Origin of the sequence: Oceanicola sp. 22II-s10i, from assembly GCF_002210105.1 — a bacterium.
Classification (GTDB): Bacteria; Pseudomonadota; Alphaproteobacteria; order Rhodobacterales; family Rhodobacteraceae; genus Pseudooceanicola.
The window spans coordinates 126,522-148,492 of record NZ_AQQU01000010.1; the positions used below are offsets into that span (position 1 = coordinate 126,522).

24 protein-coding genes are annotated in these 21,971 nt (G+C 66.2%); 15 read left to right on the forward strand and 9 right to left on the reverse strand.

Annotated features, from left to right (window positions below):
- Window position 1 precedes the first annotated feature (1 nt).
- From ATO6_RS20420 to ATO6_RS20435, 4 genes are all read left to right on the forward strand, one after another.
- Complete coding sequence (locus ATO6_RS20420) at window positions 2-1,846, forward strand: hypothetical protein (protein WP_141102047.1); 1,845 nt, start codon at window positions 2-4, stop codon at window positions 1,844-1,846.
- Between the two features lie 145 nt (window positions 1,847-1,991).
- Window positions 1,992-3,296 (forward strand): flagellar hook protein FlgE, encoded by a 1,305-nt coding sequence (locus ATO6_RS20425; RefSeq protein ID WP_088625902.1) that lies wholly within the window; start codon window positions 1,992-1,994, stop codon window positions 3,294-3,296.
- Window positions 3,297-3,341: 45 nt separating this feature from the next.
- Complete coding sequence (gene flgK / locus ATO6_RS20430) at window positions 3,342-4,754, forward strand: flagellar hook-associated protein FlgK (protein ID WP_088625903.1); 1,413 nt, start codon at window positions 3,342-3,344, stop codon at window positions 4,752-4,754.
- Between the two features lie 12 nt (window positions 4,755-4,766).
- Complete coding sequence (locus ATO6_RS20435) at window positions 4,767-5,831, forward strand: flagellin (protein ID WP_088625904.1); 1,065 nt, start codon at window positions 4,767-4,769, stop codon at window positions 5,829-5,831.
- Here the strand turns inward: ATO6_RS20435 and ATO6_RS20440 are convergent.
- The gene (locus ATO6_RS20440) at window positions 5,799-6,560 is read right to left on the reverse strand and encodes a response regulator transcription factor (protein WP_254919222.1); all 762 of its coding nucleotides are present in this window, start codon (window positions 6,558-6,560) and stop codon (window positions 5,799-5,801) included. The two genes, ATO6_RS20435 and ATO6_RS20440, sit on opposite strands and share 33 nt — an antisense overlap.
- A 183-nt stretch (window positions 6,561-6,743) precedes the next feature.
- On the opposite strand from ATO6_RS20440, the gene ATO6_RS20445 reads away from it, so the two are divergent.
- From ATO6_RS20445 to ATO6_RS20475, 7 genes are all read left to right on the forward strand, one after another.
- Complete coding sequence (locus tag ATO6_RS20445) at window positions 6,744-7,853, forward strand: flagellar basal body P-ring protein FlgI (RefSeq protein WP_088625906.1); 1,110 nt, start codon at window positions 6,744-6,746, stop codon at window positions 7,851-7,853.
- A 9-nt stretch (window positions 7,854-7,862) separates the two neighbouring features.
- Window positions 7,863-8,180: a hypothetical protein gene (locus ATO6_RS20450; protein WP_088625907.1), complete on the forward strand. Its 318-nt coding sequence runs from the start codon at window positions 7,863-7,865 to the stop codon at window positions 8,178-8,180.
- Entirely contained in the window at window positions 8,177-8,587 is a 411-nt protein-coding gene (locus ATO6_RS20455; protein WP_088625908.1) for a hypothetical protein, read from the forward strand. Before ATO6_RS20450 ends, ATO6_RS20455 begins: the two co-directional genes overlap by 4 nt.
- A 103-nt stretch (window positions 8,588-8,690) precedes the next feature.
- A complete protein-coding gene (locus tag ATO6_RS20460) occupies window positions 8,691-9,527 on the forward strand; it encodes a flagellin (RefSeq protein WP_088625909.1) in 837 nt (278 codons plus the stop codon).
- 142 nt (window positions 9,528-9,669) lie between these two features.
- Window positions 9,670-10,098, forward strand: a complete 429-nt coding sequence (gene flaF / locus ATO6_RS20465) for a flagellar biosynthesis regulator FlaF (protein WP_088625910.1) — start codon at window positions 9,670-9,672, stop codon at window positions 10,096-10,098.
- Window positions 10,067-10,561: a flagellar biosynthesis repressor FlbT gene (locus tag ATO6_RS20470; RefSeq protein ID WP_088625911.1), complete on the forward strand. Its 495-nt coding sequence runs from the start codon at window positions 10,067-10,069 to the stop codon at window positions 10,559-10,561. Before flaF ends, ATO6_RS20470 begins: the two co-directional genes overlap by 32 nt.
- Entirely contained in the window at window positions 10,558-11,382 is an 825-nt protein-coding gene (locus tag ATO6_RS20475; RefSeq protein WP_088625912.1) for a DUF1217 domain-containing protein, read from the forward strand. The genes ATO6_RS20470 and ATO6_RS20475 overlap by 4 nt, the downstream gene beginning before the upstream one ends.
- Here the strand turns inward: ATO6_RS20475 and ATO6_RS20480 are convergent, their stop codons facing one another.
- The 5 genes from ATO6_RS20480 to fliF form a co-directional block, all read right to left on the reverse strand.
- Window positions 11,383-12,447, reverse strand: coding sequence for a flagellar motor switch protein FliG (locus ATO6_RS20480; RefSeq protein WP_088625913.1), 1,065 nt, complete (start codon window positions 12,445-12,447; stop codon window positions 11,383-11,385). It lies immediately after the preceding gene.
- A gap of 18 nt (window positions 12,448-12,465) precedes the next feature.
- A complete protein-coding gene (gene fliP, locus ATO6_RS20485; RefSeq protein ID WP_254919226.1) occupies window positions 12,466-13,227 on the reverse strand; it encodes a flagellar type III secretion system pore protein FliP in 762 nt (253 codons plus the stop codon).
- A 77-nt stretch (window positions 13,228-13,304) separates the two neighbouring features.
- Window positions 13,305-13,661 carry a FliM/FliN family flagellar motor switch protein gene (locus ATO6_RS20490; RefSeq protein ID WP_088625915.1) on the reverse strand — a complete coding sequence of 119 codons (357 nt, stop codon included), beginning with the start codon at window positions 13,659-13,661 and terminating at the stop codon, window positions 13,305-13,307.
- Window positions 13,662-13,664: 3 nt separating this feature from the next.
- Window positions 13,665-14,363 carry a hypothetical protein gene (locus ATO6_RS20495; RefSeq protein WP_088625916.1) on the reverse strand — a complete coding sequence of 233 codons (699 nt, stop codon included), beginning with the start codon at window positions 14,361-14,363 and terminating at the stop codon, window positions 13,665-13,667.
- A gap of 3 nt (window positions 14,364-14,366) precedes the next feature.
- Window positions 14,367-16,067 carry a flagellar basal-body MS-ring/collar protein FliF gene (gene fliF, locus ATO6_RS20500; RefSeq protein WP_088625917.1) on the reverse strand — a complete coding sequence of 567 codons (1,701 nt, stop codon included), beginning with the start codon at window positions 16,065-16,067 and terminating at the stop codon, window positions 14,367-14,369.
- Window positions 16,068-16,220: 153 nt separating this feature from the next.
- Here fliF and ATO6_RS20505 point away from each other — a divergent pair, with 153 nt between their 5' ends.
- Genes ATO6_RS20505 through ATO6_RS20520 form a run of 4 tightly spaced genes read left to right on the forward strand, consistent with a single transcriptional unit; the run spans window position 16,221 to window position 18,784 of the window.
- Window positions 16,221-16,820: a flagellar basal body-associated FliL family protein gene (locus ATO6_RS20505; RefSeq protein ID WP_088625918.1), complete on the forward strand. Its 600-nt coding sequence runs from the start codon at window positions 16,221-16,223 to the stop codon at window positions 16,818-16,820.
- Window positions 16,817-17,758: a flagellar motor switch protein FliM gene (locus tag ATO6_RS20510; protein ID WP_088625919.1), complete on the forward strand. Its 942-nt coding sequence runs from the start codon at window positions 16,817-16,819 to the stop codon at window positions 17,756-17,758. The genes ATO6_RS20505 and ATO6_RS20510 overlap by 4 nt, the downstream gene beginning before the upstream one ends.
- Window positions 17,742-18,146 (forward strand): flagellar motor switch protein, encoded by a 405-nt coding sequence (locus ATO6_RS20515; RefSeq protein ID WP_088625920.1) that lies wholly within the window; start codon window positions 17,742-17,744, stop codon window positions 18,144-18,146. Before ATO6_RS20510 ends, ATO6_RS20515 begins: the two co-directional genes overlap by 17 nt.
- Window positions 18,143-18,784 (forward strand): MotE family protein, encoded by a 642-nt coding sequence (locus ATO6_RS20520; protein WP_176441036.1) that lies wholly within the window; start codon window positions 18,143-18,145, stop codon window positions 18,782-18,784. Before ATO6_RS20515 ends, ATO6_RS20520 begins: the two co-directional genes overlap by 4 nt.
- Before the next feature lie 75 nt (window positions 18,785-18,859).
- Here ATO6_RS20520 and ATO6_RS20525 read toward each other — a convergent pair whose 3' ends face one another.
- Genes ATO6_RS20525 through dctP form a run of 3 tightly spaced genes read right to left on the reverse strand, consistent with a single transcriptional unit; the run spans window position 18,860 to window position 21,853 of the window.
- A complete protein-coding gene (locus ATO6_RS20525; RefSeq protein ID WP_088625921.1) occupies window positions 18,860-20,203 on the reverse strand; it encodes a TRAP transporter large permease subunit in 1,344 nt (447 codons plus the stop codon).
- A complete protein-coding gene (locus ATO6_RS20530) occupies window positions 20,200-20,760 on the reverse strand; it encodes a TRAP transporter small permease subunit (protein ID WP_088625922.1) in 561 nt (186 codons plus the stop codon). The genes ATO6_RS20525 and ATO6_RS20530 overlap by 4 nt, the downstream gene beginning before the upstream one ends.
- A gap of 58 nt (window positions 20,761-20,818) precedes the next feature.
- On the reverse strand, window positions 20,819-21,853 hold the full coding sequence (dctP, locus tag ATO6_RS20535) for a TRAP transporter substrate-binding protein DctP (protein WP_088625923.1): 1,035 nt from the start codon (window positions 21,851-21,853) through the stop codon (window positions 20,819-20,821).
- Window positions 21,854-21,971 lie beyond the last annotated feature (118 nt).

The following is a 21,971-nucleotide window of genomic DNA, read 5'->3' on the forward strand; positions in this document are numbered from 1 at the left end:
CGTGATCAATCCTTGTCGCATTGCCACAGTCCGTTCCGCCGCGATCCTCGCGCTCTCTGTCGCGGCGGCCGGATCCGTCTGGGCGCGGGGGGCTGACGACAACGCATTGCAGGCCACCACCCTGCTGCGGGCCGGTATCTCGCTCGACCCGCCGGTGCTCTACCTCGCCCCGCCAGAGGAGCGGCCGTTTCTCGAGGAACGGCGCGAACGGATGGACGCGCTGGCCCAAACCACGCCCGGCAGCACCGAGGAGGCACATGCGCTGAACCAGCTGGCCGAGTTCCACCTCGCGCACGGCATGGCGGTCGAGGGGCTGTCGATCCTGAGCGGTGTGACCGGGCCCGACCTGCCGCCGGTGCATGACCTGCGGGCGGCGGCGCTGGAACTGGCGCTCGGCCTGATCGACAGCAGGGGGCGTCCGCTGACCGACCGGGCGAGCGCTCTGCTGGATCCGAAATACGCGGGCTGGCCCGACCAGGTGCTGTTCCTCGCGCTGGCCCGGCTGCGCGCGGGCGACATGACCGGCGCGGGGCCGATGCTGGAGGATGCCGTGACGCGGCTGGCGCGTTTCCCGAAGGCGGTGCAGGAAATCGTCCTGCCCGACCTGCTGGAAAGCGCCATCGTCACCCGCCAGTGGCGGCTGGCCCGCGATCTGGCCGCCGCGTTCGACGGGTTCCCGGCGCTCAAGAACGGCACCGCCTATCACTACCTTCTGGGGCAGGCGGCCGAGGCGGGGGACGAATCCGTTGCCGCCTTCGACAGCTATGCCCGCGCCATGGGGGGCCGTGACCTGTGGGCACACCGGGCCCGCCGCGCGCTGATCGACGTCAGCCTTGCCGGAAAGGCGATGACCACCGCCGAGGCGGTCGACCTGCTGTCGCGCGAAAGCGAGCTGTGGCGCGGCGACGCCCGCGCGGCGCGGACGCTGAACGACCTCGCCACGCTGCAGATGGCGCAGGGCGACACCGTCGGCGCGCTGGAGACCTACGGCCGCCTGATCGCCTATGGATGGGCCCCCGAAATGGTGGGCGAGGCCAAGCAGAAAGCGCATACCCTCATGGATAGCCTCTATGAAAAGGGGACCGGAGGGCAGTTGAGTCTTGGCGAGTTCATGCAGGCGCATGATCGGCTGTCCGGCTATTACCGCTTTGACCGGCATTTCTCGGACGCCGCCGAACGCTTCGCGGATGTCTTCCTCGCCGCCGGGGCCACGACCGTCGCGGCGCGGGAGTATGCGGCGATCTTCGACTACCAGTCCGTGGCGGTGGACCTCGGGCTGACCGAGGCCGAGCCGGACCGCATGGACAAGCTGCGGGTGAAGGAGGCCGAGGCGATGCTGGCGGGCGGGCAATACGAACCGCTCGGCACCCTGCTGCAGCAGATCGTGCTGCCTGAGGACGATGCGCTGCGCAAGCGTCTGGACGTGGTCGCCGCGCGCTATTTCTCGGAAACCGGGCAACAGGCCCGTATCGTGGAGGGCGGCAGCGCGGAGCCGACGCCGCAGTTCCGCCGGATCCGGGCGCAGGCCCTGTTCGAGATGCAGGACTGGGCGCGGGCCGAGGTGGCCTATGCCGAGATCTGGGCGATGGAGGGCGACGAGATGCCCTTTGCCGATGCCATCAACTTCCTGCTGTCGGCCTATCGCAACGGCAACATGGCCCAGACCGCCGCGCTGGCCGAGGAGTTTCCCAAGCTGACCACCCTGCCGGGATGGGCCAGCATCGCCGCCGGTCTGACCGAAACGGCGCCCGAGCTGCTGCCGCTCAGGGAAGAAACGGCGACGGCCCGTGTCCGCAAAGCCAACGATACGCTGGAAACTTTGCCCCCGGTATCCGAGACCAATTGACGGAACGCTCAAGACGAATCAAGGTCAGAGCAAGAATTCGACGTTGAGCAGCGATAATTAAACTTGGTGAAATCCAAGCTGCCTACGTCAGACATGATCGGTGGACCAACTGCCGGCAGACACAGGCAAGAACAATGAGGCGGGCATGAGCATTTCCAACGCAATGGCGTCCGGCGTAGCCGGGCTGCTGGCGAACTCGACGGCTGTCGAGCGCATCTCCTACAACATCGCGAACGCGGACACGGTCGGCTACCGCCGCAGCTTTGCACAGATGGTGACCTCGGGGTCGCTGTCGGCGGCGGGCGGCACCATGGCGACCGGGGTCAAGACCGCGATCACCCAGACCACCGGTCAGGATGGCGGCTACAGCGCGACCAACATGACGTCCAACCTCGCGATCAGCGGGCCGGGGATGTTCGTGGTCAACAGCAACATCGGCGCCAACAGCACCGCGCCGAACGTCTTCTCCCGCGTGGGCAGTTTCGAGCCTGACGACAGCGGTTTCCTCCGCAACGCGGCGGGCAACTACCTCATGGGCTTCGCCTATGATCAGAACGGATCGCTGGGCAATGTCGACCGGGCCAGCTTTGCCGATCTGCAGCCAGTGAATGTCGGGACGCAGACCCTTGCAGGCAGCGCGAGCAGCGCGATGACGCTGTCCGGCAACCTGCCCTCGCAGGAAACCGGGCAGGCCACGCCGGGCGACCCCTTCGTGACCTCGGCCGAGTTCTACACCCCGCTGGGCGAGGCGCAGCGGCTGACCTTCGAATGGCAGCCCTCGACCACCAAGAACAGCTGGACGATGACCGTCACGGACGGCACCAACACCTTCGGTTCGGTCGATGTCGCCTTCAACGACAGCGGCGCGATTGCGGGCTCGCCCGCGAGCTACTCCAACGTGACATCCTCGGCGGTCGCACCGGCCAGCTTCAGCTTCGACCCCGCCACCGGCCAGATGACGGTGTCGGTCGACAACGGCACCACGCCGCAGACCATGACGGTCGACATCGGCGCGCCGGGCACGTTCGACGGGATCACCCAGTTCTCGGGCGACTACACGCCGATGAACATCGACGTGGACGGCAGCCAGAGCGGATCGCTCCTGCGGCTCGAATTCGACGAATTCGGGGATGTCTGGGGGATCTTCGACAACGGCGACCGGACCCAGCTCTATTCCATCCCGCTGGCCACCTTCCCGAATGCGAACGGGCTGGTGACCACCGACAACTCGACCTTCTCCATGTCGCTCGACTCCGGCGGGTTCTACCTGTCCCGTGCGGGCGAGGGCGAGGCCGGGACCATCAACTCCGGCGGGGTGGAAAGCTCCAACGTCGACATCGCGAGCGAATTGACCAGCCTGATCCAGCGTCAGCGCGCCTATTCGTCCAACGCCAAGATCATCACGACAGCAGACGAGATGCTGGACGAGATGATCCGGCTGAAACGCTGACACTAGGGGCGCGGCCCCCGTGCCGCGTCCGACCGGAGCGCATCAATGAGCATCGCATCTGCTTTGAATGCCGCGCAGAGCGGCCTGTCCTTTGCATCCCGATGGGCGCAGACGACCTCGACCAACATCGCCAACGCCAACAACGAAGGCTATGCCCGCCGCGGTCTCCTCGTCACCACCACGACGCAGGGCGACGTGATGGTGTCGGACATCCGCCGGGCCGTCGATGCCTCGCTGGACCGGATGTACCGCGCCGAAACCGCGCGTGCCGGCAAGCAGGGCGCGATGGCGGACGGGCTGTCGGTCTATACCTCGGTCCTCGGAACGCAGGAGTCGTCGGACGGGCTGGTCGCCCGGATGACCGACCTGCGCGCCTCGTTCGGGCTGTTGTCGGTCTCGCCCTCGGACACCGCGCTGCAACGTGCGGCGGTGACGGACGCGGAAGAGCTCGCATCGACCCTGAATCGCCTGAACAGCGGGCTGCAGCAGGCGCGGAACGAGGTCGCGGGCAAAGTCGAAGCCGACATTTCCACCATCAACTCCAGCCTCACCCGGTTGGCCCAGCTGAACGAGCGCATCGCGCGGGAACGGTCGGGCAGCGAGCTGCATCTGTCCCTGTCGGACCAGATCATGAAGGAACTGGACACGCTCGCGCCGATGATGGATTTCACCCTGCGCACGACCGGCTCGGGCCAGGTCGAGATCAACGCCACCGGCGGGGCCGAGATCCTGCGCGGCGAGACCGCCAACCTGCTCAGCTACGACATGACGACGGGCAAGCTGACGGCGGGCACGCAGGACATCACCCCCGGTGTCGACGGGGTGCGCGGGCTGAGCGAAGGCGGGCTGGCCGGGCGGATCGAACTGCTGAACACCGTCATGCCCGGCCTGCAGGGCCAGCTTGACGAAACCGCGCGTGCGCTGATCGACGCCTTCGCCGGTGCCGATCCCACCACCGGTGCGGGCGGCGTGGGGCTGTTCACCGACGCGGGCGGCGCGCCCGGCACGCCGGTGACGCCGGGCCTCGCCGGACGCATCGCCGTCAACGACGCGGTCCTGCCCGAAGCGGGCGGCGCCCTCTGGCGGATGCGCGACGGCATGGGCGCGGCGGCCGAAGGGCAGGCCAGCGACGCGACGATCATCAACAGCATGATCGCGGCCTTCGACGCCAAGACCACCTTTGACACCTCGGTCGGGCTGGGCAGCTCGGCCACGCTGACCCAGTTCGCCGCCACGCTGATCGCGGAACAGCAGTCGGTCCGCGCCACGGCGGAATCGGCCCGCGACACCGCGGTTGCCGGGGCCGACGCGCTGCAGGCCACGCGCGCCGGGTTCATGGGTGTGAACGTCGACGACGAACTGCAGCAGCTGATGCAGATCGAACAGGCTTACGGGGCGAATGCGAAGGTCATGAGCTCGGTGAACCAGATGATCCAGACCCTGCTAGACGCCATCTGAAGGAACTGACCGATGCTGTATCTCGTGCGGAGTTATTCGACCCTCCAGACCGCGTTCGCGCGGCGGCAGACCGCCGCCGACATCAACCAGCAGCTGGCCACAGCCCAGAACGAGCTGTCGACCGGGATCAAGAACGACATCTTCAAGTCGCTCGGGACCGGCGCGGCGGAATCGATCACCCTGCGCGCCAGCATCGACCGGGACACGGCGCAGGTCGCGGCGAACGGCCTGCTGACGCAGCGGCTGGACACGATGGCGGCCACGCTCGGCACCATCCGCAACAGCGTGCAGGAGGCGCTGGACCTCGCGATCGCGAACAAGACCGCGCCGCTCGGCACCGCGTCGGGAATGCAGCAGGCGGCCCGCGCCGCGCTGGACACGCTTGTGGCGCAGGCCAACTCCAGCCATGCCGGGATGCCGCTGTTCGCCGGGATCTCCGCCTCTGGCGAAACGCTCCAGCCCTGGGAAAAGACCAACGCCGGGTCCGGCCTCGCGCCTGCCGGGGTCCTGGCCTCGATCCTGTCCGGCGGCCTGCCGGACGAGGCGGCGGCACAGGCCGCGATCGCAGAGCTGAACGCCGTTTTCTCCGACACCGCGGCGGACGGCCCGTCGAATTTCGAACAGACCTTCTACAACGGCGCCCCGACCGGATCGGCCCGGCAGACGGCCAGCACCGGCGAGGGGACCGAACTGGCCTACGGCGTGCAGGCCAACGATCCCGGCTTCCGCGAAGTGCTGAAGGGTCTGGCGATGCTGGCCTCGGTCGATGTCACGACCATCGCGGACCCGGACGCCTATGCCGCATGGGTCGGAACGGCGGTCAACGCGCTGTCGGCGGGCAATGCCAAGCTGCTGGATGCGGAAACGCAGGTCGGCGCCAAGGCCGGGCGGATCGAAGCGGAAAGCACCCGGATGAAGGATCGCATCGACCTCTACAAGAACCGGGTGCTGAACCTCGAAGGCATCGACGATTACGAGGCGGCGACGCGCATCACCCTGCTGGAAACCCAGCTTCAGGCGAGCTACGCGGTCACCGCCCGCATGTCACAGCTGAGCTTCCTGAACTACCTGCGCTGACGCAGGCATACGCTGGCGCAGGGCGATCCGGGCAATCTCCGGCTTGTCCTGCGGCACCAGCTGGTAGCCGCGGCCGCGGATCGTGCGGATGTGCGGATCCGACGCCGGCGACATCTCTTCGATCTTCTTGCGGATCCGGCAGATGTAGACGTCGATCACCTTGTCGAAGGGCTGTTCCTCGGCCATGCCGTAGACGGCGTCGTAGATCACCGACTTGGACACCACGCGGGGCGAGGCGAGGGCGATCTGCTGGAAGATCGCCAGTTCGCGCTGCGACAGCTTCATCGGCTCGCCCGCGACATCGGGGTCGCGGCCGTCGAAATAGGCGGTGATGTCGCCGATCTGGACCGACCCCGCGGCATGGCCGTGGAACCGCCGCTTGATCGCGTTCACCCGCGCCCGCAGTTCCGCGCCCGACAGGGGCCGCACCACGTCGTCGTCCGCGCCCGCATCGAGCGCGGCCATCGCCGCTTCGGGATCGCGTTCGTCGCGCAGGACGAGGATCGGGTTCCGGCAGCCGGACTGGCGCAGGGACGCGATATAGTCGAGCGTCTTGGGATTTTCAGACAGTAGGATCGGCCGGTCCGAACTGCCGTCGGATTCCGCCAGGTCGAACTCGCGTTCGAAGAAGTCTTCGCTGACCGACACGGGATCCAGGTCGGAATCGTCAAGCTCGGCCAGAAGGCCCTGCAGATGCTTGGCCCGTGGCTCGTATAGGTAGTAGTGCACGCTGCCCCCTCGATTTCTCGGTTGGGCGATTGTCTGCCCATTGTGGGCGATCATGCGGGCGTGAGCATGATTAGTCAAGCATTGATAAAGATAGACATGATTAAATCAACATTAAATATTGCAAGTAAGTAGAATAAATGCCATAAGAAACCAATAACAGTTCCAGGGCAGGGAACGGGGCAGATGAAGAAATCGCGCAGGACGCTGGCGGGGCTGATCGCCCTCGCGGCGCTCGGCTGGCAGGCTGCGGTGGCCGACGTCCGGATCAAGGACATCGTCTCCGTCGAAGGCGTGCGGGAAAACCAGCTTGTGGGCTATGGCCTCGTGGTGGGCCTGAACGGCACCGGCGACGGGCTGCGCAACTCTCCGTTCACTGAAAAGAGCATCCAGGGCATGCTGGAACGCCTCGGCGTCGGCAACCTGAGCGAAGACCAGATCAAGACACGCAACACCGCCGCCGTCATGGTGACCGCCATGCTGCCGCCGTTCGCGCGGCGCGGGTCGACCATCGACGTCGTGGTCTCCTCGCTCGGCGATGCCTCGTCGCTCAGGGGCGGGACGCTGATCGTGACCCCGCTGACCGGTGCGGATGGCGAGGTCTATGCGGTGGCGCAGGGTCCGATCGCGGTCGCCGGGTTCGCGGCGCAGGGCATCAACGCCTCGATCGTCGAGGGCGTGCCGACCGTCGCCCGGATCGAGAACGGCGCGACCGTGGAAAACGAGGTCGACTTCTCGCTCGCCTCGCTCAAGTCGATCCGCCTGAACCTGCGCAACCCCGACTTCACCACCGCGCTGCGCGTCGAAGAGGCGATCAACGCCGCGCTCGGCGGCGGCACCGCCCGCGCGCTGGATCCGGCGACGATCGAGATCCAGACCCCCGACAAGGCGGCGACGCCCGGTCTGCTGGCGCAGGTGGAAAACCTGCGCGTCCAGCCGGACAACATCGCCCGCGTGGTGATCGACGCCCGGTCCGGCACCATCGTGATCGGCGCGGATGTCCGCATCGACCGGGTCGCGGTCAGCCAGGGCGGTCTGACGGTGATGATCCGCGAGGACCCGCAGGTCAGCCAGCCGAACCCGATCACCATCGGCGGCACGACCGTTGTCGTCCCCTCCACCACCGTCGGCGTGGACAAGAAAGAAGCGCATTTCACCATTCTCGAAGGCGACGTCAGCCTGCAGCGGCTGGTGGACGGCCTGAATGCCATCGGGCTCGGCGCGACCGAGACCATTTCGATCCTTCAGGCCATCAAGGCCGCCGGCGCGCTGCACGCCGACCTGGAAATCATCTGAGGCGCTGTCATGGACGTCAACTCCCCGTTCTCCGTTCCCCCGATCACGGCCCAGCAACCCGCACCGACCGCGAAGCCCGCGCCCGACGCGACCGCCGCCGCGCGCGAGTTCGAGGCGATGTTCATGACGCAGATGGTCGACGAGATGCTCAAGCAGGTCGACATGGGCAGCATGGGAGCAGGGCAGGCGGAGCAGCATTTCCGCTACTTCCTGTCCGAGGCCATCGCGGAACAGATGGTCGAACAGGGTGGAACGGGGCTCAGCCGCAGCCTGAACGCGGCGATGTCGGCATACGCTGCCGCACAGCGTGACGAGGATTATTCATGACCCAGATCACCCACGCCAACGCAATGCAGCTGACCGACCGCCTGTCGCGGCTGCTGCGGGATGAAATCGCCGCCATCGGGCAGGGCAACCTCGCCCGGGTGGAATCGCTTTATCCCCGCAAGACGGAACTGCTGGCGGAAATCGAAAAGGTCTTCGCCGATCCCGAACATCTGCTGGCGGGCGACGGGGCACAGGCGCAGCGGCTGCGCGCGCGGCTGGAAGCGCTGAACGAACTGATCCATTCCGACCTGACCCTGTTGCAGCGGATGACCGAAGCAACCGGCGCCGTGGCAAGGGAAATCGAGCGGATCCGCGAGCGTCACAGCCTCGAGGGGCTGTATGACCGGGACGGCACCACGGGCAAGGATCCTGTGGCAGGAATAACACGGCTGGATCAGTCCATTTAGCCTTAATCCTGCCGTAATCCGCACCTACAACATGCATTGTTACGGGACAGCCCGTTTTCGTCAGAAAGACGAAGACCAACGATAGAAAATCGGAGCAGACAGCATGTCTTCCATTCACACCAACGCCAGCGCAATGTCCGCGCTGTCGACCCTTCGCAACATCAACAATTCGCTCTCCAGCACCCAGGATCGCATTTCCTCGGGCCTGAAGATCGAGTCCGGCAAGGACAACGCCGCGTACTTCGCCATCTCCGAGACGATGAACGGCGACAGCCGTATGTACAAGGCAATCGACGAAAGCCTGACGCTGACCCAGAACTCGATCTCGGCTGCGCGCCTCGGCGCCGAAACCGTCGTCGACCTGGCGAAAGAGTTCGTCGAGCGCGTCGCGTTCGCACAGGGCGGCACGGCTGAAACCCGCGCCAACGTGCAGGCCGAACTGGACGAGCTCTCCGCTCGTATCCAGACGACCATCGACCAGTCGACCTTCAACGGTTCCGACCTGGTGAACGGCACGGCAACCGTGACCGTCGTGACCGGTATCAGCCGCACCGCGGCCGGTTCGATCTCGACCACGACCGTGACCTTCAACCAGCAGGACCTCGGCGCCATCCAGTCGGCCCTGGCCGCGATCGACCTGACCGCAGCTTCGACCACCGCACTGATGGAAACCGCGCTTCAGGACGCTTCGGCAACCCTGACCGCCGCCATCGCATCGGCCACCTCGTTCGGTATCGCCGAAAAGTCGGTCGAAACGCAGAAAGAGTTCCTCAACCAGCTCACCGACCGCATCGACAACGGTGTCGGCTCGATGGTTGACGCGAACATGGAAGAAGAAGCCGCACGGCTTCAGGCCCTTCAGGTGCAACAGCAGCTGGCCACGCAGGCCCTGTCTATTGCAAACCAGTCACCCCAGAACATTCTCTCGCTTTTCCGCTGAGAATTCTGGAGATTGGACACCTATAGGTGGCATAGTGAAAGGGCGCTCTTCGGGCGCCCTTTCCACGTTGATGCCATAAAAAAACCCGGCACTGCGTTTAATATCCTGGGGCCAACCCAGGGGTAACGAGGCAGAAAGCACCATGAGTATCGCTGCGTACAAACGCACCATTCGCGAAAGCGAATCCCCCCGACAGATCGAAGCCCGCGTGTTCGCGCGCATCACCGGAGACCTGAACCGACATCGCGATGCATTCGCCGCCGCACGGTCGGGCGAAGACCGTCTTGCGCTGATGGCGGATGGCCTTGGCCGCACGCTGACCGAGAACCAGAAACTCTGGACTCTGCTGCGCGACGATCTGGCGTCTTCGGGCAACCAGCTGCCGCCGCAGCTGCGCGCGCAGCTTCTGTCGATCGCGCTCTGGGTGGAACGCCACACGCTTAAGGTTCTGGCCGGACAGGCGAGCATCAATGCCCTGATCGATGTGAATACGCATATCCTCGCGGGGCTGACCCGCGCCCAGCCCAAAGGGGTCGCCGATGGCGCTCAACCTCACGCTCAAACCGTTTGAACGGGTCGTCGTCAACGGCGCGATGATCCGCAACGGCGGCCGCAAGACGACGATGACCTTCGAAACGCGGGCCGAGATCATCCGCGAAACCGACCTGCTCAAGCCGACGACCTCGGCCACGCCGGTCAACACGGCCTATTTCCTGATCCAGTCCGCGCTCATCTATCCCGAGCGCCGTGAACAGCTGGTCAAGGCCGCGCACCGTCAGCTGGCCGCGCTGGCCACGACGTTCGGCCCGCCGACGGTGGGCCATATCTTCGACGCCGCCAACAAGGTTTCGCAGGGTGAATTCTTCAGCGCCCTGCGCAGCCTGCGGCCCGCGATGGCGCGCGAGGCGGAGATCTTCGGCGACGCCATGCCGAAGACGGAATGGGCCGGGGAACCGGACGCCGCCGAATGGAAGTCGAGCGACATGCCGACCGCCGCCGCGGTGGCACAGCAGGTGGAGCGGAAACGCGCATGATCTCCGTATCGGGTATGCCGACGCTGACGGCACTGAAGCTGGTCGATGCGACCGAGGCGAAGCAGCACGAGCTGATCCGCAATCAGCCGCAGCATGCCCGTGCGATTTCCCACTTCTACGAAAACATCGAAAGCGTGGAGTCGGTGGACGACCTGATGGCCGACCCCGAACTCTTCGGTTTCGTGATGCGCGCCTTTGACCTGGAGGACCAGATCTTCGGCAAGGCGATGATGGAGAAGATCCTCAAGAGCAACATCGAGGAAGAGGACGCGCTGGTGAACCGCATGGCCGACACCCGCTTCCGCGCCCTGTACGAGGAGATGGGGTTCGGCACCGACGGTGTCGGCAACATCAATACGATCCTCACCCGCTGGCAGGACCGTATGGTCGAACGCTATGTCGACCGGCATTTCCTGAACGCCAACATGGAAGAGAACGCGACGCTCGGCACCGCGCTGGATTTCCGCCGCAAGGTCGCGGATATCGAGGGGCCGCTGGACATCCTGAAAGACAGCAAGATGTCCAAGTTCTTCCGCACCGTCTATGGCATGCCCAGCCAGATGGCCGGGCTCGACATCGACAAGCAGATCGAGATCATCAACCGCAAGGTCGATTTCGAGGCGCTGAAGGATCCCGAAGAGGTCGAAAAGCTGGTCACCCGCTTCATCGCGCTGTCCGATGCGCTGAGCGGCGTCGCCACGGCGAACAGCGGCGCGCTGCAGATGCTGACGGCCTCGGCCACCGGCAACTTCAACTACGCCGTGCTCGATATCGAATCCGTCGTGTCGTCCGGCTTTTCCGGTTACAAGACCCGGCTCTGATCAGAACAGCTCGTCTTCGTCGTCGCCGAGCGGCAGCTTGATCTGATCCTCGTCCGCCAGCTGCTTGGCGTAGTCCAGCATGAACGCCTGCGCCTCCTGCACCTCGCGGCGGCGGACGGCGCCCATGGTTTCCATCTCTTCTTCCAGCATGTCGCGCGACCGGCCGGGCAGGGCGTTCAGGAATACCGCGCGGGTTTCCTCGGACGCGCCGCGCAGGGCGACGGGCAGGGTGTTGCCCGGCGCGCCGCGCATGATCTTGGCCAGGTCCATCACGGTCAGGCGCGACAGGTCCTCGAAGGTGAACATCTTCTGCTTGATCGAGTTGAACGTGTCGTTCAGGCGGGTCTCCAGCCCCGGCGACACCGCTTCCAGCGCGTTCGGGTCCAGCTTGTTGAACAGGTCCGCCATCTTCTGGTGCATCTCGGAGGCGGTCGGCTGGGACGAGGCGTTGACGATGTCCGCGCTCAGCGTTTCCTCGATCTGCTTCATCATGTGATGCGGCACGGATTCCATCTTGATCATCCGCTCGATCACGTTCTCCATCTTCTCGGTGCCAAGCAGCGGCAGCACCTTGGCGGTCACGTCGTTCTTCACGTTCGAAAGAATAACCGCGATGGTCTGTTCATGCTCGTTCTTGAGGTAGTTGGCGATAACGTTCTCGGACAGCCCCGAGAACCGCGCCCAGAGGTCCTTTTCCTTGAGCGGGCCGCGAATATCCTTGAGGATCCCGTCGACCTGGTTTTCCGGCAGCAGCGACCGCAGCAGGCTTTCCGCCACGGCGAAGGATCCGACGACCCCGCCGCCGTTGGCCATTTCCTCGGTAAAGCCGGTCAGCACCATCTCGACCGTCTCGGCCGAGATCGCGCCAAGGCCGGACATCGCCCGTGTCACCTTCTGGATTTCCTCGGTGTCGAGCTTCTGCATCAGCTGCGACCCGCGCTTTTCCCCGAGGCAGAGGAACAGGATCGCGGCCTTTTCGGCCCCCGTGGGCTTGCGCACGCGGGGCAGGCCCCCGGTCGAGGCATGGGCGGCGACTTCGGCGCGTTTGAGACTTGCAACAGCCATATCAGGCTCCTTCGCTCATCAACCGCCCCCGGCTAGGGGAGCATAACTTTCCATCAGGCTGCCGGCCAGCATGTACCAGCCGTCGATCAGCACGAAAAAGATCACCTTGAACGGCAAGGAGATCAGCACGGGCGGCAGCATCATCATGCCGGCGCTCATCAGGACCGAGGCGACGATCAGGTCGATCGCCAGGAACGGCAGGTAGATCAGGAACCCGATCGAGAACGCCCGGCGAAGCTCCGAGATCATGAAGGCCGGCACCAGTTCCCGCCACCCGGCCTCCTCGGCCGTCTGGGGCAGGGGGCCGGGGTCGGCGCCCTCGCTCTCGGCCGCGATCCGGCGGAACAGCTCGATATCCTTGGGCCTGGTGTTGGCGAACATGAACACCTTGAACGGCCCGCCCACACGTTCCAGCGCCTGTTCCTCGGTGATCGCGTTGTTCATCAGCGGCTGGACGCCTTCGTTCCAGGCATCCTCGAACACCGGCTGCATCACGAAATAGGTCATGAACAGCGCCATCGAGGTCAGGACCATGTTCGGCGGCGTCTGGTTCAGCCCGAGCGCCGAGCGCAGCATCGAGAACACGATGACGAAGCGGGTGAAGCTGGTCATCACGATCAGCAGGCCGGGTGCCAGAGACAGCACCGTCATCGCCGCGATCAGCTGCAGGATGCGGCCCGACAGGGTGGCCCGTTCGTCGGACCCGTCCGGCGCATCCGACAGCGCGTCGCCAAGCGCGTCGAGCCATCCGGTGGGCGCGTCCTGCGCCAGGGCGGGCATCGCCAGCGCAAACAGCACCGCCCCCGTCAGAAGGACGAGGGCGAAGCGGCTCAGGCCGGGTCTGCCCAGCCCTGCCGTCATGCGTCGCCGACGTAATCCTTGACGATCTCGATCAGCGACACGCCGATCCGGTCGTCCTTGAGCTTGACCAGATCGCCGCGGGCGACCAGCCGGTCGTTGATGACCACCTCGACCGGCTGGCCGATGCTCTTGTCCAGTTCGATGATCGACCCGCGCGACAGCTTGAGAAGCTGCGCGATCGGCATCCGCGTCCGGCCCAGAACGATCTGCACGTTCAGCCCGACGTTCAGCATCGCGTCGATGTTCTGGCCGCCCGCCTTGGCCTCGCGCGCGACCTGCTCGGCGACCGTTTCCGGCGCGTCGGGCATGTCCTTTTCGGTCACGACCTCGGGGGTCTCTTTGTCTTCGCTCATGATCTAGTCCTCTGCCTCGTTCTGCCCGTTGCCGTCGTCGGGCCGTTTCTCGGCCCTGTGTTCGGCCTCATGGCCGGCGCCGTGCAGCGCCGACATGACCTTCTGGCAGATTTCGTTGAAACTGTAGGTCAGCACCCCGTGGTCCCATTCGGCCCGCAGGTCGCCGACGGCGAGGGCGCCATCGCTCTCGATCTCGACCCGGCCGCCGAACCCGGCCAGCCGCGCGCGGCGCTTGATCTCGTCCGCGTCCTGCCGGACCACCTCGGGCGGCAGCGCCAGACGCAGCACCGCGGAGCCGAGCGCCATGCGGATCGCCTCGCCCGCCTCGCGTTCGGCCTGTCCGCGCGCCAGCGTCGCGGCGACGTCGGGGGCCAGCTGTTCGAAGACCGACATGATGAACTGCAGCATCTGCGCCTCGAGCACCGCATGATGCCGGTCGGCGTCCCGGAACAGCGCGGTCAGCGCGGGCGCCAGCGCCTCGAGCGCGGCGACCTGCCGCTCCGCCTCGCTTTCGGCGGTGGCGGTCATCGCCTCGGCCCGGCCCGAGATGCGGCCGTCCTGATAACCCTCGACGCGGGCGGCCTTTACGGCGGCGTCGAATTCTTCCTTGGTGTAGATCGCCCCGACACGGCCCGAGCCCGGGACATTCGCCGGGCGATAGTCGAAATCAGTGTCGAAGTCGCGGTCATAGGTGAACTGCATCGGTTACGCCCCCTCCGCCAGCCAGCCCTTGACGACCTTCAGCGCGTCGTCGGGTTCGCGCTCGATCAGCTCGTTGATGGTGCTGATCCAGCCGCGCTGGACCCCGCCCTGAACGGTCGCGATCCGCACCAGCTCGTCGTCCGCGCCGGGCGGCAGCGGGTCGAGGATGGTGCCCGTGTGGTGCATCGACTGCGCCGTCCCGCCGACCAGCTGCGGCCGGGCCTGCTGTGCCTGTCCGGGTTCCTCGCCCTCGGCCCCGGTCGCGGGCAGGGCCGCGGTGGCGGCGGATGCGCCGGGCAGGGCCTCGGTGTCGTCCGGCCGCTGGATCGCCAGCGCCTGCCGCAGCGCGGGGCGGAAGCCGAGGAACAGGACGATGGCCACCAGCACCAGCGCGAACAGACCGCGCAGGATGTTGTTCAGGTTGTCGGCGAGGATCTGGGTGATGCTGCGGGTGACCGGTTCGCCCACGTCCATCGAGTAGTCCATGAACCGCAGGCTGACGACCGACACGTTGTCGCCGCGCTGCTGGTCGAAGCCGACGGCGGTCTGCACCAGCGCCTGAAGCTGCTGCAACTCGTCCGCCGGGCGTTCGGCGTAGTCCACGGTGCCGTCCGGCTGGACGTTGTAGATGCCATTGACCAGCACCGCGACGCTGACCTTCTCGACCTCGCCGGGTTCGCGGACCGTCTCGCTCTGGCTGCCGCCGATCTCGTAGTTGACGATCTCGTTGGTCATGCTGGAGGTGTTGCGGTTCGTCGCGCCGCCGCCATCGGCCAGCGCGGCGGGGATATCGTCGGCCACGCCGACCTCGCCCCGTGCCGCCTTGCTGTCGTCGCGCGTCTCTTCCCGCGTCTCGGTCGACCGGACGACGCGCTGCGCCGGGTCATAGCTCTGCTGCCGCAGCACCTGCCGTTCGCTGCTCAGGTCGACGGTGACCTGCACCCGCGCGTTGCCCGCGCCGACCCGCGCCGTCAGGATTTCCGTGATGCGCTGCCGCAGCCGGTCCTCGATACCCGACCGCACGGTCTGCAGGTTCGCTTCCGACCCGATCTCGCCCTCTTCGCCCAGGATCGTCTCGCCGCTGGCGGACAGCACGGTGACCATCGTCGGCGCGAGGTCCGGCACGGCGGCGGCGACGAGCGCGCGGATCGACTGACCCTGCCGGGTGCTGATCGAGCGGCTGCCGCGCCCGCGCACGATGACCGAGGCCGAGGGGCGAGGACGTTCGCGCGAAAACGGTTCGCGTTCGGGCAGGACGAGGTGAACACGCGCGGCATCGACCCCGTCGATCGTCTGGATCGACCGGGCCAGCTCGCCCTCCAGCGCGCGCAGGCGGTTCACCCGCTGCATGAAGGTGTTCATGCCGATGCCGCTCTGTTCGTCGAACAGCTCCCACCCCGGCGTGCCGTCATTGGGCAGGCCGAGGCCCGCGAGCTCCATCCGGGCGCGGGCGATGTCGTCGCGCGGCACGCTGACCATGCTGCCGGAACTGTCGGTCTGAACGCGGAAGCCGGCCTGTTCCAGCGACTCCACCACGCGCGACGCCTCGCCCGGCGACAGGTCGCGGTAAACCGGCGTGTATTCCGGAGCCACCGCGAAGGATAACCCGAAGAATAGCGCCGCGAGTAGCATCGCGCCGGTGCCCCCAAGCACCGAGAGACGCCGCCACCCGAGCGCACGTAGATTGTCTAGCAAGGCCTGCACTGCCCCAGTCGCCCCGATTTTTTGTTCTCGTTACCCAAGATTAAACACAACTAATCTTGTCCAGCAAGAACTGTATCAGATTTATACTTGTTTTAATTCAGCCCTATTGGCATATTGGACACAAGAATTGGCTCGATCCAACGCATACGGGACATGGCAGACAAAGAAGAGCAGACAGCGGCGCCCGCAAAGCCCTCATTCGTCAAGCGTTTGGGGAAGCTGGCCGGTATTGCCGCACTATGTATCGCCGCGCTGTTCGGCGGTCTGGCCGCGGCGCTTGGCCCCGGCCGGGCGATAGCGTTGTTCTCCGGTTCCGACTCCGGCGAGGCGGAACACGTCACGGCGGACAACGGACACGATCCCGCCCCTGCGAATGATCATGCCGCCCCCGCCGACACCGGCGGGCATGGCGCCGCCGCGTCGGCCGAGGGCAGCATCGTCGTCACGCCCTTCAAGGAAATCATCGTCAACGTCACCGCGACCACCGCGACGGGCCGCCAGACCACCCGGTTCCTCAAGCTGAACGTGGCGCTGGTCTATGACGAAACCCGCCCCGGCGCCGCGCAGATCGAGGAACGAAAGCTGTTCCTGCGCGACAGTTTCCAGGACTACCTGCGCCAGCTTTCCGATGCCGACCTGCAGGGCTCCATCGGCCTGTCGCGGCTCAAGGCCGAACTGCTGCGCCGCGCCCGCGCGGTCAGCGACAGCGACGCGCCGCAGGAACTTCTCATCGCGGACCTGATCATCCAATGACGACCGAGCAGAGCCATACCGCCGACACCCGCGCCGTCGAAGAGCTGATCATCGACCGCGCCCGCCTGTCCTATGCCCGCCTGCCGATGCTCGAAGTGGTGTTCGACCGCTTTGCCCTGTCGCTGGTCCCGGTGCTCAAGGCCTACCTGGGCGCGATGGTCGATGTGTCGCTGGACAAGATCGAATACATGAGCTGCGCCGACGCGACCGAGGATCTGCCGAACCCGGCCCTGATCGCGGTCACCGAAGCGGAAGGCTGGGCCGGACCCTTTGCCGTGACGCTCAAGCCCGACCTGCTGTTCGCGGCGATCGAGATCACCTTTGGCGGCCGCACCGTGCCGGTCCGGGAACGCTCCAGCCGCAGCTTCACCGCCATCGAAAAGCGCGTTGGTGAAAAATTGTGCGATGTGGCGCTGGCCGAGCTGGCCACCGCCTTTGCCAAGGTGACGCCGGTCAAGTTCGAGATCAGCCACATCGAAACCAACCCCCGCGCCCTGCTGCTCGGCCCCCCGGCCAGCGCCTGCGTGCGCGCGCGGCTGCGGATCGAGGCCGAGGACCGCGAGGGCGAGATGATCTTTGTCCTGCCCAACACCGCGTTCGAGCCGGTGAACGACGTGCTGTCCCAGAACTTCCAGGGCGGCACGCTTGGCGGCGACACCGGCTGGCGGACCAAGATGACCGGCATGCTGGAGACGACGAACGTCACGCTGAACGCGGTGATGACGGAAACCGAGGTGTCGCTGAAGGAGGTCCTGGCCTGGACCCCCGGCACGGTCCTCGATTTCGGGATGCAGGCGCAGGATCCGGTGATGCTGTGCTGTTCCGGCAAGGCCATCGCGCTGGCCGAAGTGGGCAAGCGCAGGAACGGGCGGGTTGCTCTGAAGCTGTCCGAACAACTGATAGAAGATGAGGAGCTGAGCCATGTCCTTGGTCATTGATATCGCGATCCTGGTGCTGCTGGTCGGCGTGCTGGCCTACGCATGGATCGTGGAAAGGCGGGTCCGGGTCCTCATGCAGGCGCTGCGCGAACTGGAACCGATGATCGGCAGCTTCTCCGCCGCCGTCGACCGCTCCGAAGGGGCGGTGTCGATGCTCAAGACGATCACCCGCAACGTCTCGGCCCCGTTCGGCGACCGCGTGTCGCGGCAGGCCCCGCCGCCGCAGCAGCCCGAGGCGCGGCGCGAGCGTGAGCGCGAACAGCACGATGACAGCCCCTACCAGCCGGCCCGCGAGCGGTCGGCGCAGCAGCGGCCCGCCGGCGCCGTTCCGATGAAATCCGAACTGGTCCGCGGCTTCTTCGAGACGGTGCGGAGCCGCGAGGCATGATCCGTCCGATCCCCCTGATCCTGGGCGGGCTGTCCCTGATGGTGGCGGCCAAGATCGGCGTCTCGCTGATCTCGGGCCCGTTGCAGGCCGACCTGCCACAGCCGCCGCAGGAGTCCGTGTTCCTCGCCGCCGCGCAGGCCGCAGATCCGCCCGAACCGCAGCCGACCGCCGCGGGCGACGACATCACCATGCCGCCGCTCCAGTGCGAGGACACGCCCGAGGAGATGCTGCGTTCCATCAAGCGCGAACGCGACCTGCTGATCGACCAGCGCGAGAAGCTGGCGCAACGCGCGGCCGAGCTGGATCTGGCGGCGGAGACACTGAATCAGGAGCGCGCGCAGCTGGCCGAGCTTAAGGGCGAGGTCGAAAGCCTGCTGGAAAAGGTCCGTCAGGCGCAGACCGCCGATGTCGACCGTCTGGTCGCGCTCTACCAGAACATGAAGCCCAAGGATGCGGCCAACATCATGAACGACCTCGACATCGAGGTGACGGTCATGGTGCTGGGCACGATGGACGAACGCTCCGCCGCGCCGATCCTCGCCTCGCTGAACCCGGTCCGGGCGCGGGCGGTGTCGCAGATCATCCTCGAACGCTCCAAGCTGCCGGGCGACCAGCGGCTGTCGGACATCAAGCTGTAGGACGGGCCGGACGGTCAGCCGGTTCCGACGTGACTCCGGACCGCTTTGCCGTGTCCGGCGTTCACGGCCCTTCGTTCAATGCATCTGCGAGGGCAGCCATGTCGCGATCGACGGGACGAGGATGATCAGGCCGATCACGACATAGATGATCGCGACATAGGGCAGCGATGCCAGCCAGATGTCGGCCATGGTCACCCGTCTCGCCTTTTCGCAGCCCTCCATCTCGCCCACCTGTGTCAGCACGCCCCTGAGGTAGAACAGGTTCATCCCGAACGGCGGTGTGACATAGCCCGCCGCGATGGCGATCATCATCAGCACGCCGAACCAGACCGGGTCGATCCCGAGGCTGCCGATGACCGGCATCATGATCGGGCTGACGATGAAGATGATCGCCGATCCGTCGATGAACATGCCAAGCACCGTGACCACGCCGATGAACAGCAGCAGCGTTCCGGTCACGCCGATGTCCACGCCGATCATCGCGTCGGCCAGCATCCGGGCCGAGCCCGAGACCTGCAGCAGCCGCGAGAACAGCGCCCCGCCGACCAGCAGGGTCATGATCATCACCGACATCTCGCCGGCGGTCCTGAGCACGCCGATCAGGCCGCGCCCCGACAGCTGGCCGCTGACGAGCGACAACGCGATGGTGCCGGCGGCGCCGATGCCCGCGGCCTCGGTCGGGGTGGCCACGCCGAACCAGATCGTGCCGAGCACAAGCGCGATCAGCCCGAGCGCGGGCGAGATCTGGGCCGTGGCACGCAGCTTTTCCGGCAGGGTCGCGCGCTGGTCGACAGGGATGGGCGGCGCGAGGTCCGGGTTCCTGAGACAGCGGGCGAGGATGTAGATGCAGAAACACAGCGAGATCAGGACACCGGGCAGGAAGCCGCCGAAGAACAGGCTGCCGACCGGGATCCCGGTGAACCCGCCCAGCAGGACGCCGATCACCGTCGGCGGGATCAGCACGCCGAGCGCCCCGCCCGAGGGCAGGCCGCCGATGGCGATCTGCATGGAGTAGCCGCGCCTGAGCATCGCCGGGATCGCCAGCACGCCCAGCACCAGAACCGCCGTGCCGCCGACGCCGGTCATCGCGCCGATCAGCGTGGCCGCGATCATCGTGCCGACGGCCAGCCCGCCGGGCATGCCACCGCTCCACTTGTAGATCGCCTCGTAGAGCCGCGCGCCGATGCCCGAGCGTTCGAGGCAGACGGCCATCAGGATGAACAGCGGCGCGGCGATGAAGATCTCGGTCGTGCCCGTCTCGAATATCGTGGCGGGGACCATCTGCAGGATGAACGGCCCCTTGAGGATCATCAGCCACAGGATCGACACGCCCATCAGGGCATAGCCGACCGGAAACCCGAGGACGAGGAACAGGATCAGGTTGCCGAAGATCAGCAGGGTTGAGAATTCGGTGGTCATCGTGCGGCCGGTCCGTCCGTGGCCCGCGCGGGGGTGCGCAGCATGTCGAGGTCCTGCAGGATCCGGGCGATGGCCTGCAGCAGCAGGATCCCCGCGCCGAGCGGCAGCATGAACTTCACCGGCCAGAGCGGCGGGGCGAAGAGGCTGGGCGCGGTCTGTCCGCGACTGAAGGACTGGTGGAAGTAGAACCAGCCGAAATAGAGGATCACTCCGGCGATGAAGATCAGGAAGAGGCCGAAGATCACGCCGAGCGCCGCGCGGGTCCGGACGGACAGCTGTTCGGTCAGAACGTCGACGGCGATGTTCTTGTTCTGCCGATGCACATTGGCCAGCCCCAGCATGATCAGCGTCAGCATCAGCTGCACGTTGATGTCCCACGCCCAGATCGTCGGGCTGTTGAACAGGTAGCGTGAGGTGACTTCGTAGCAGACGATCAGCGCAATCAGGAACAGCGCCAGCGCCGACAGGACCGAGGCCGCGATGCTCAGCCGGTCCGTGAGCGCGATGAACCGTGACGCGGCGCCGCGCCGGCCCGCCTGCGGTGTGTCTTCGACCATGGGTCGCCTTTCAATCGTCCGGAGGATGGGCGGCGCGCGGACGCGCCGCCGCGTCGGCTCAGATCGCGCCCAGCTCGGTCTGCTGCTGGCGGACGATTTCGACGCCCTTGGCCGTGCCTTCGGACTTGGCCGCGACCTGGTCCCAGGTTTTCTGCGCCGCCTCGTTCAGCATCGCAAGCTCGTCGTCGCTGGGCATCAGCATCTTCAGCCCGGCCTTCTTGAGCACCTGCATGTATTCCGCCTCGGCGGCCGAGTAGTTCATGGCCTGTGCGGCGTTGCCGTAGCGGGACGCGAACTCGATCACCTCCTGCAGATCCTCGGGCAGCGAGGCAAAGACATCCGCGTTGACGACCCAGTGGCCCACACCGGTGTTCCAGTTCGGCGTGTAGATCATCGTCTTGCAGAAATCCTGCAGGTTGGCGGCGGCCACCGCCTCGGCGCCATAGAGCACGCCCTCGATCGTGCCGAGCTGCATGGCGGTGTAGAGCTCCGCCCCCGGCACGACGACCGGCGACGCGCCGAGCTGCTGGACGAAGTCGCCATAGACGCCGACGGCCCGGATCTTCTTGCCCGCCAGTTCGCTGATGCTGGTGATTTCCTCGCGCAGGGCGATGCCATAGGTCAGCGCGATGATGGCCGGGAAATGCTTGACGTTGAACTTGGACTCATAGGCTCCGCTGACGATCTCGCGCAGGCCACGGTTGTAATAGGCGTCGTAGGCCTCCCAGGGCTGTTCCCAGGCCAGCGGCAGGCCGACCTCGACGTCCGCCTCGGGCACGTCGCCGGTGTAGAAGGCGCCCCACGACTGGCTGACGTCCAGGATCCCCTGATCGACCGCCTCGAGCATCCCGGTGACCGAGGTCAGGGCGCCCGCATCGTAGGTTTCGAACTTGATCCGGCCGTTGCTCAGCTGTTCGACCATCTCGCGGAAGCCGCCGCCGGTGATCGTGGTGAAGGCCTGATTCGCGGGGTGCGAGCCCTGGTAGCTCAGCGTGTATGTCTTGCCGTCCTGCGCCGCGGCGGTCTTGGCGGCAAGCGCGGCAGCAGCGGCGCCGAAGCCGCCGGCGAGCATGGTGCGTCGGTTGAAAGTCATTTTATCCTCCCTTTCCGGGCATGCGCCCGTGGCCGTTCTGTTTTCTGGCCGGCCAAGCCGTGGTGCGGTTGCCCGCTTTCCGTCTCCGGACGACGTCACCCGTGGGTGCTTGGCAATG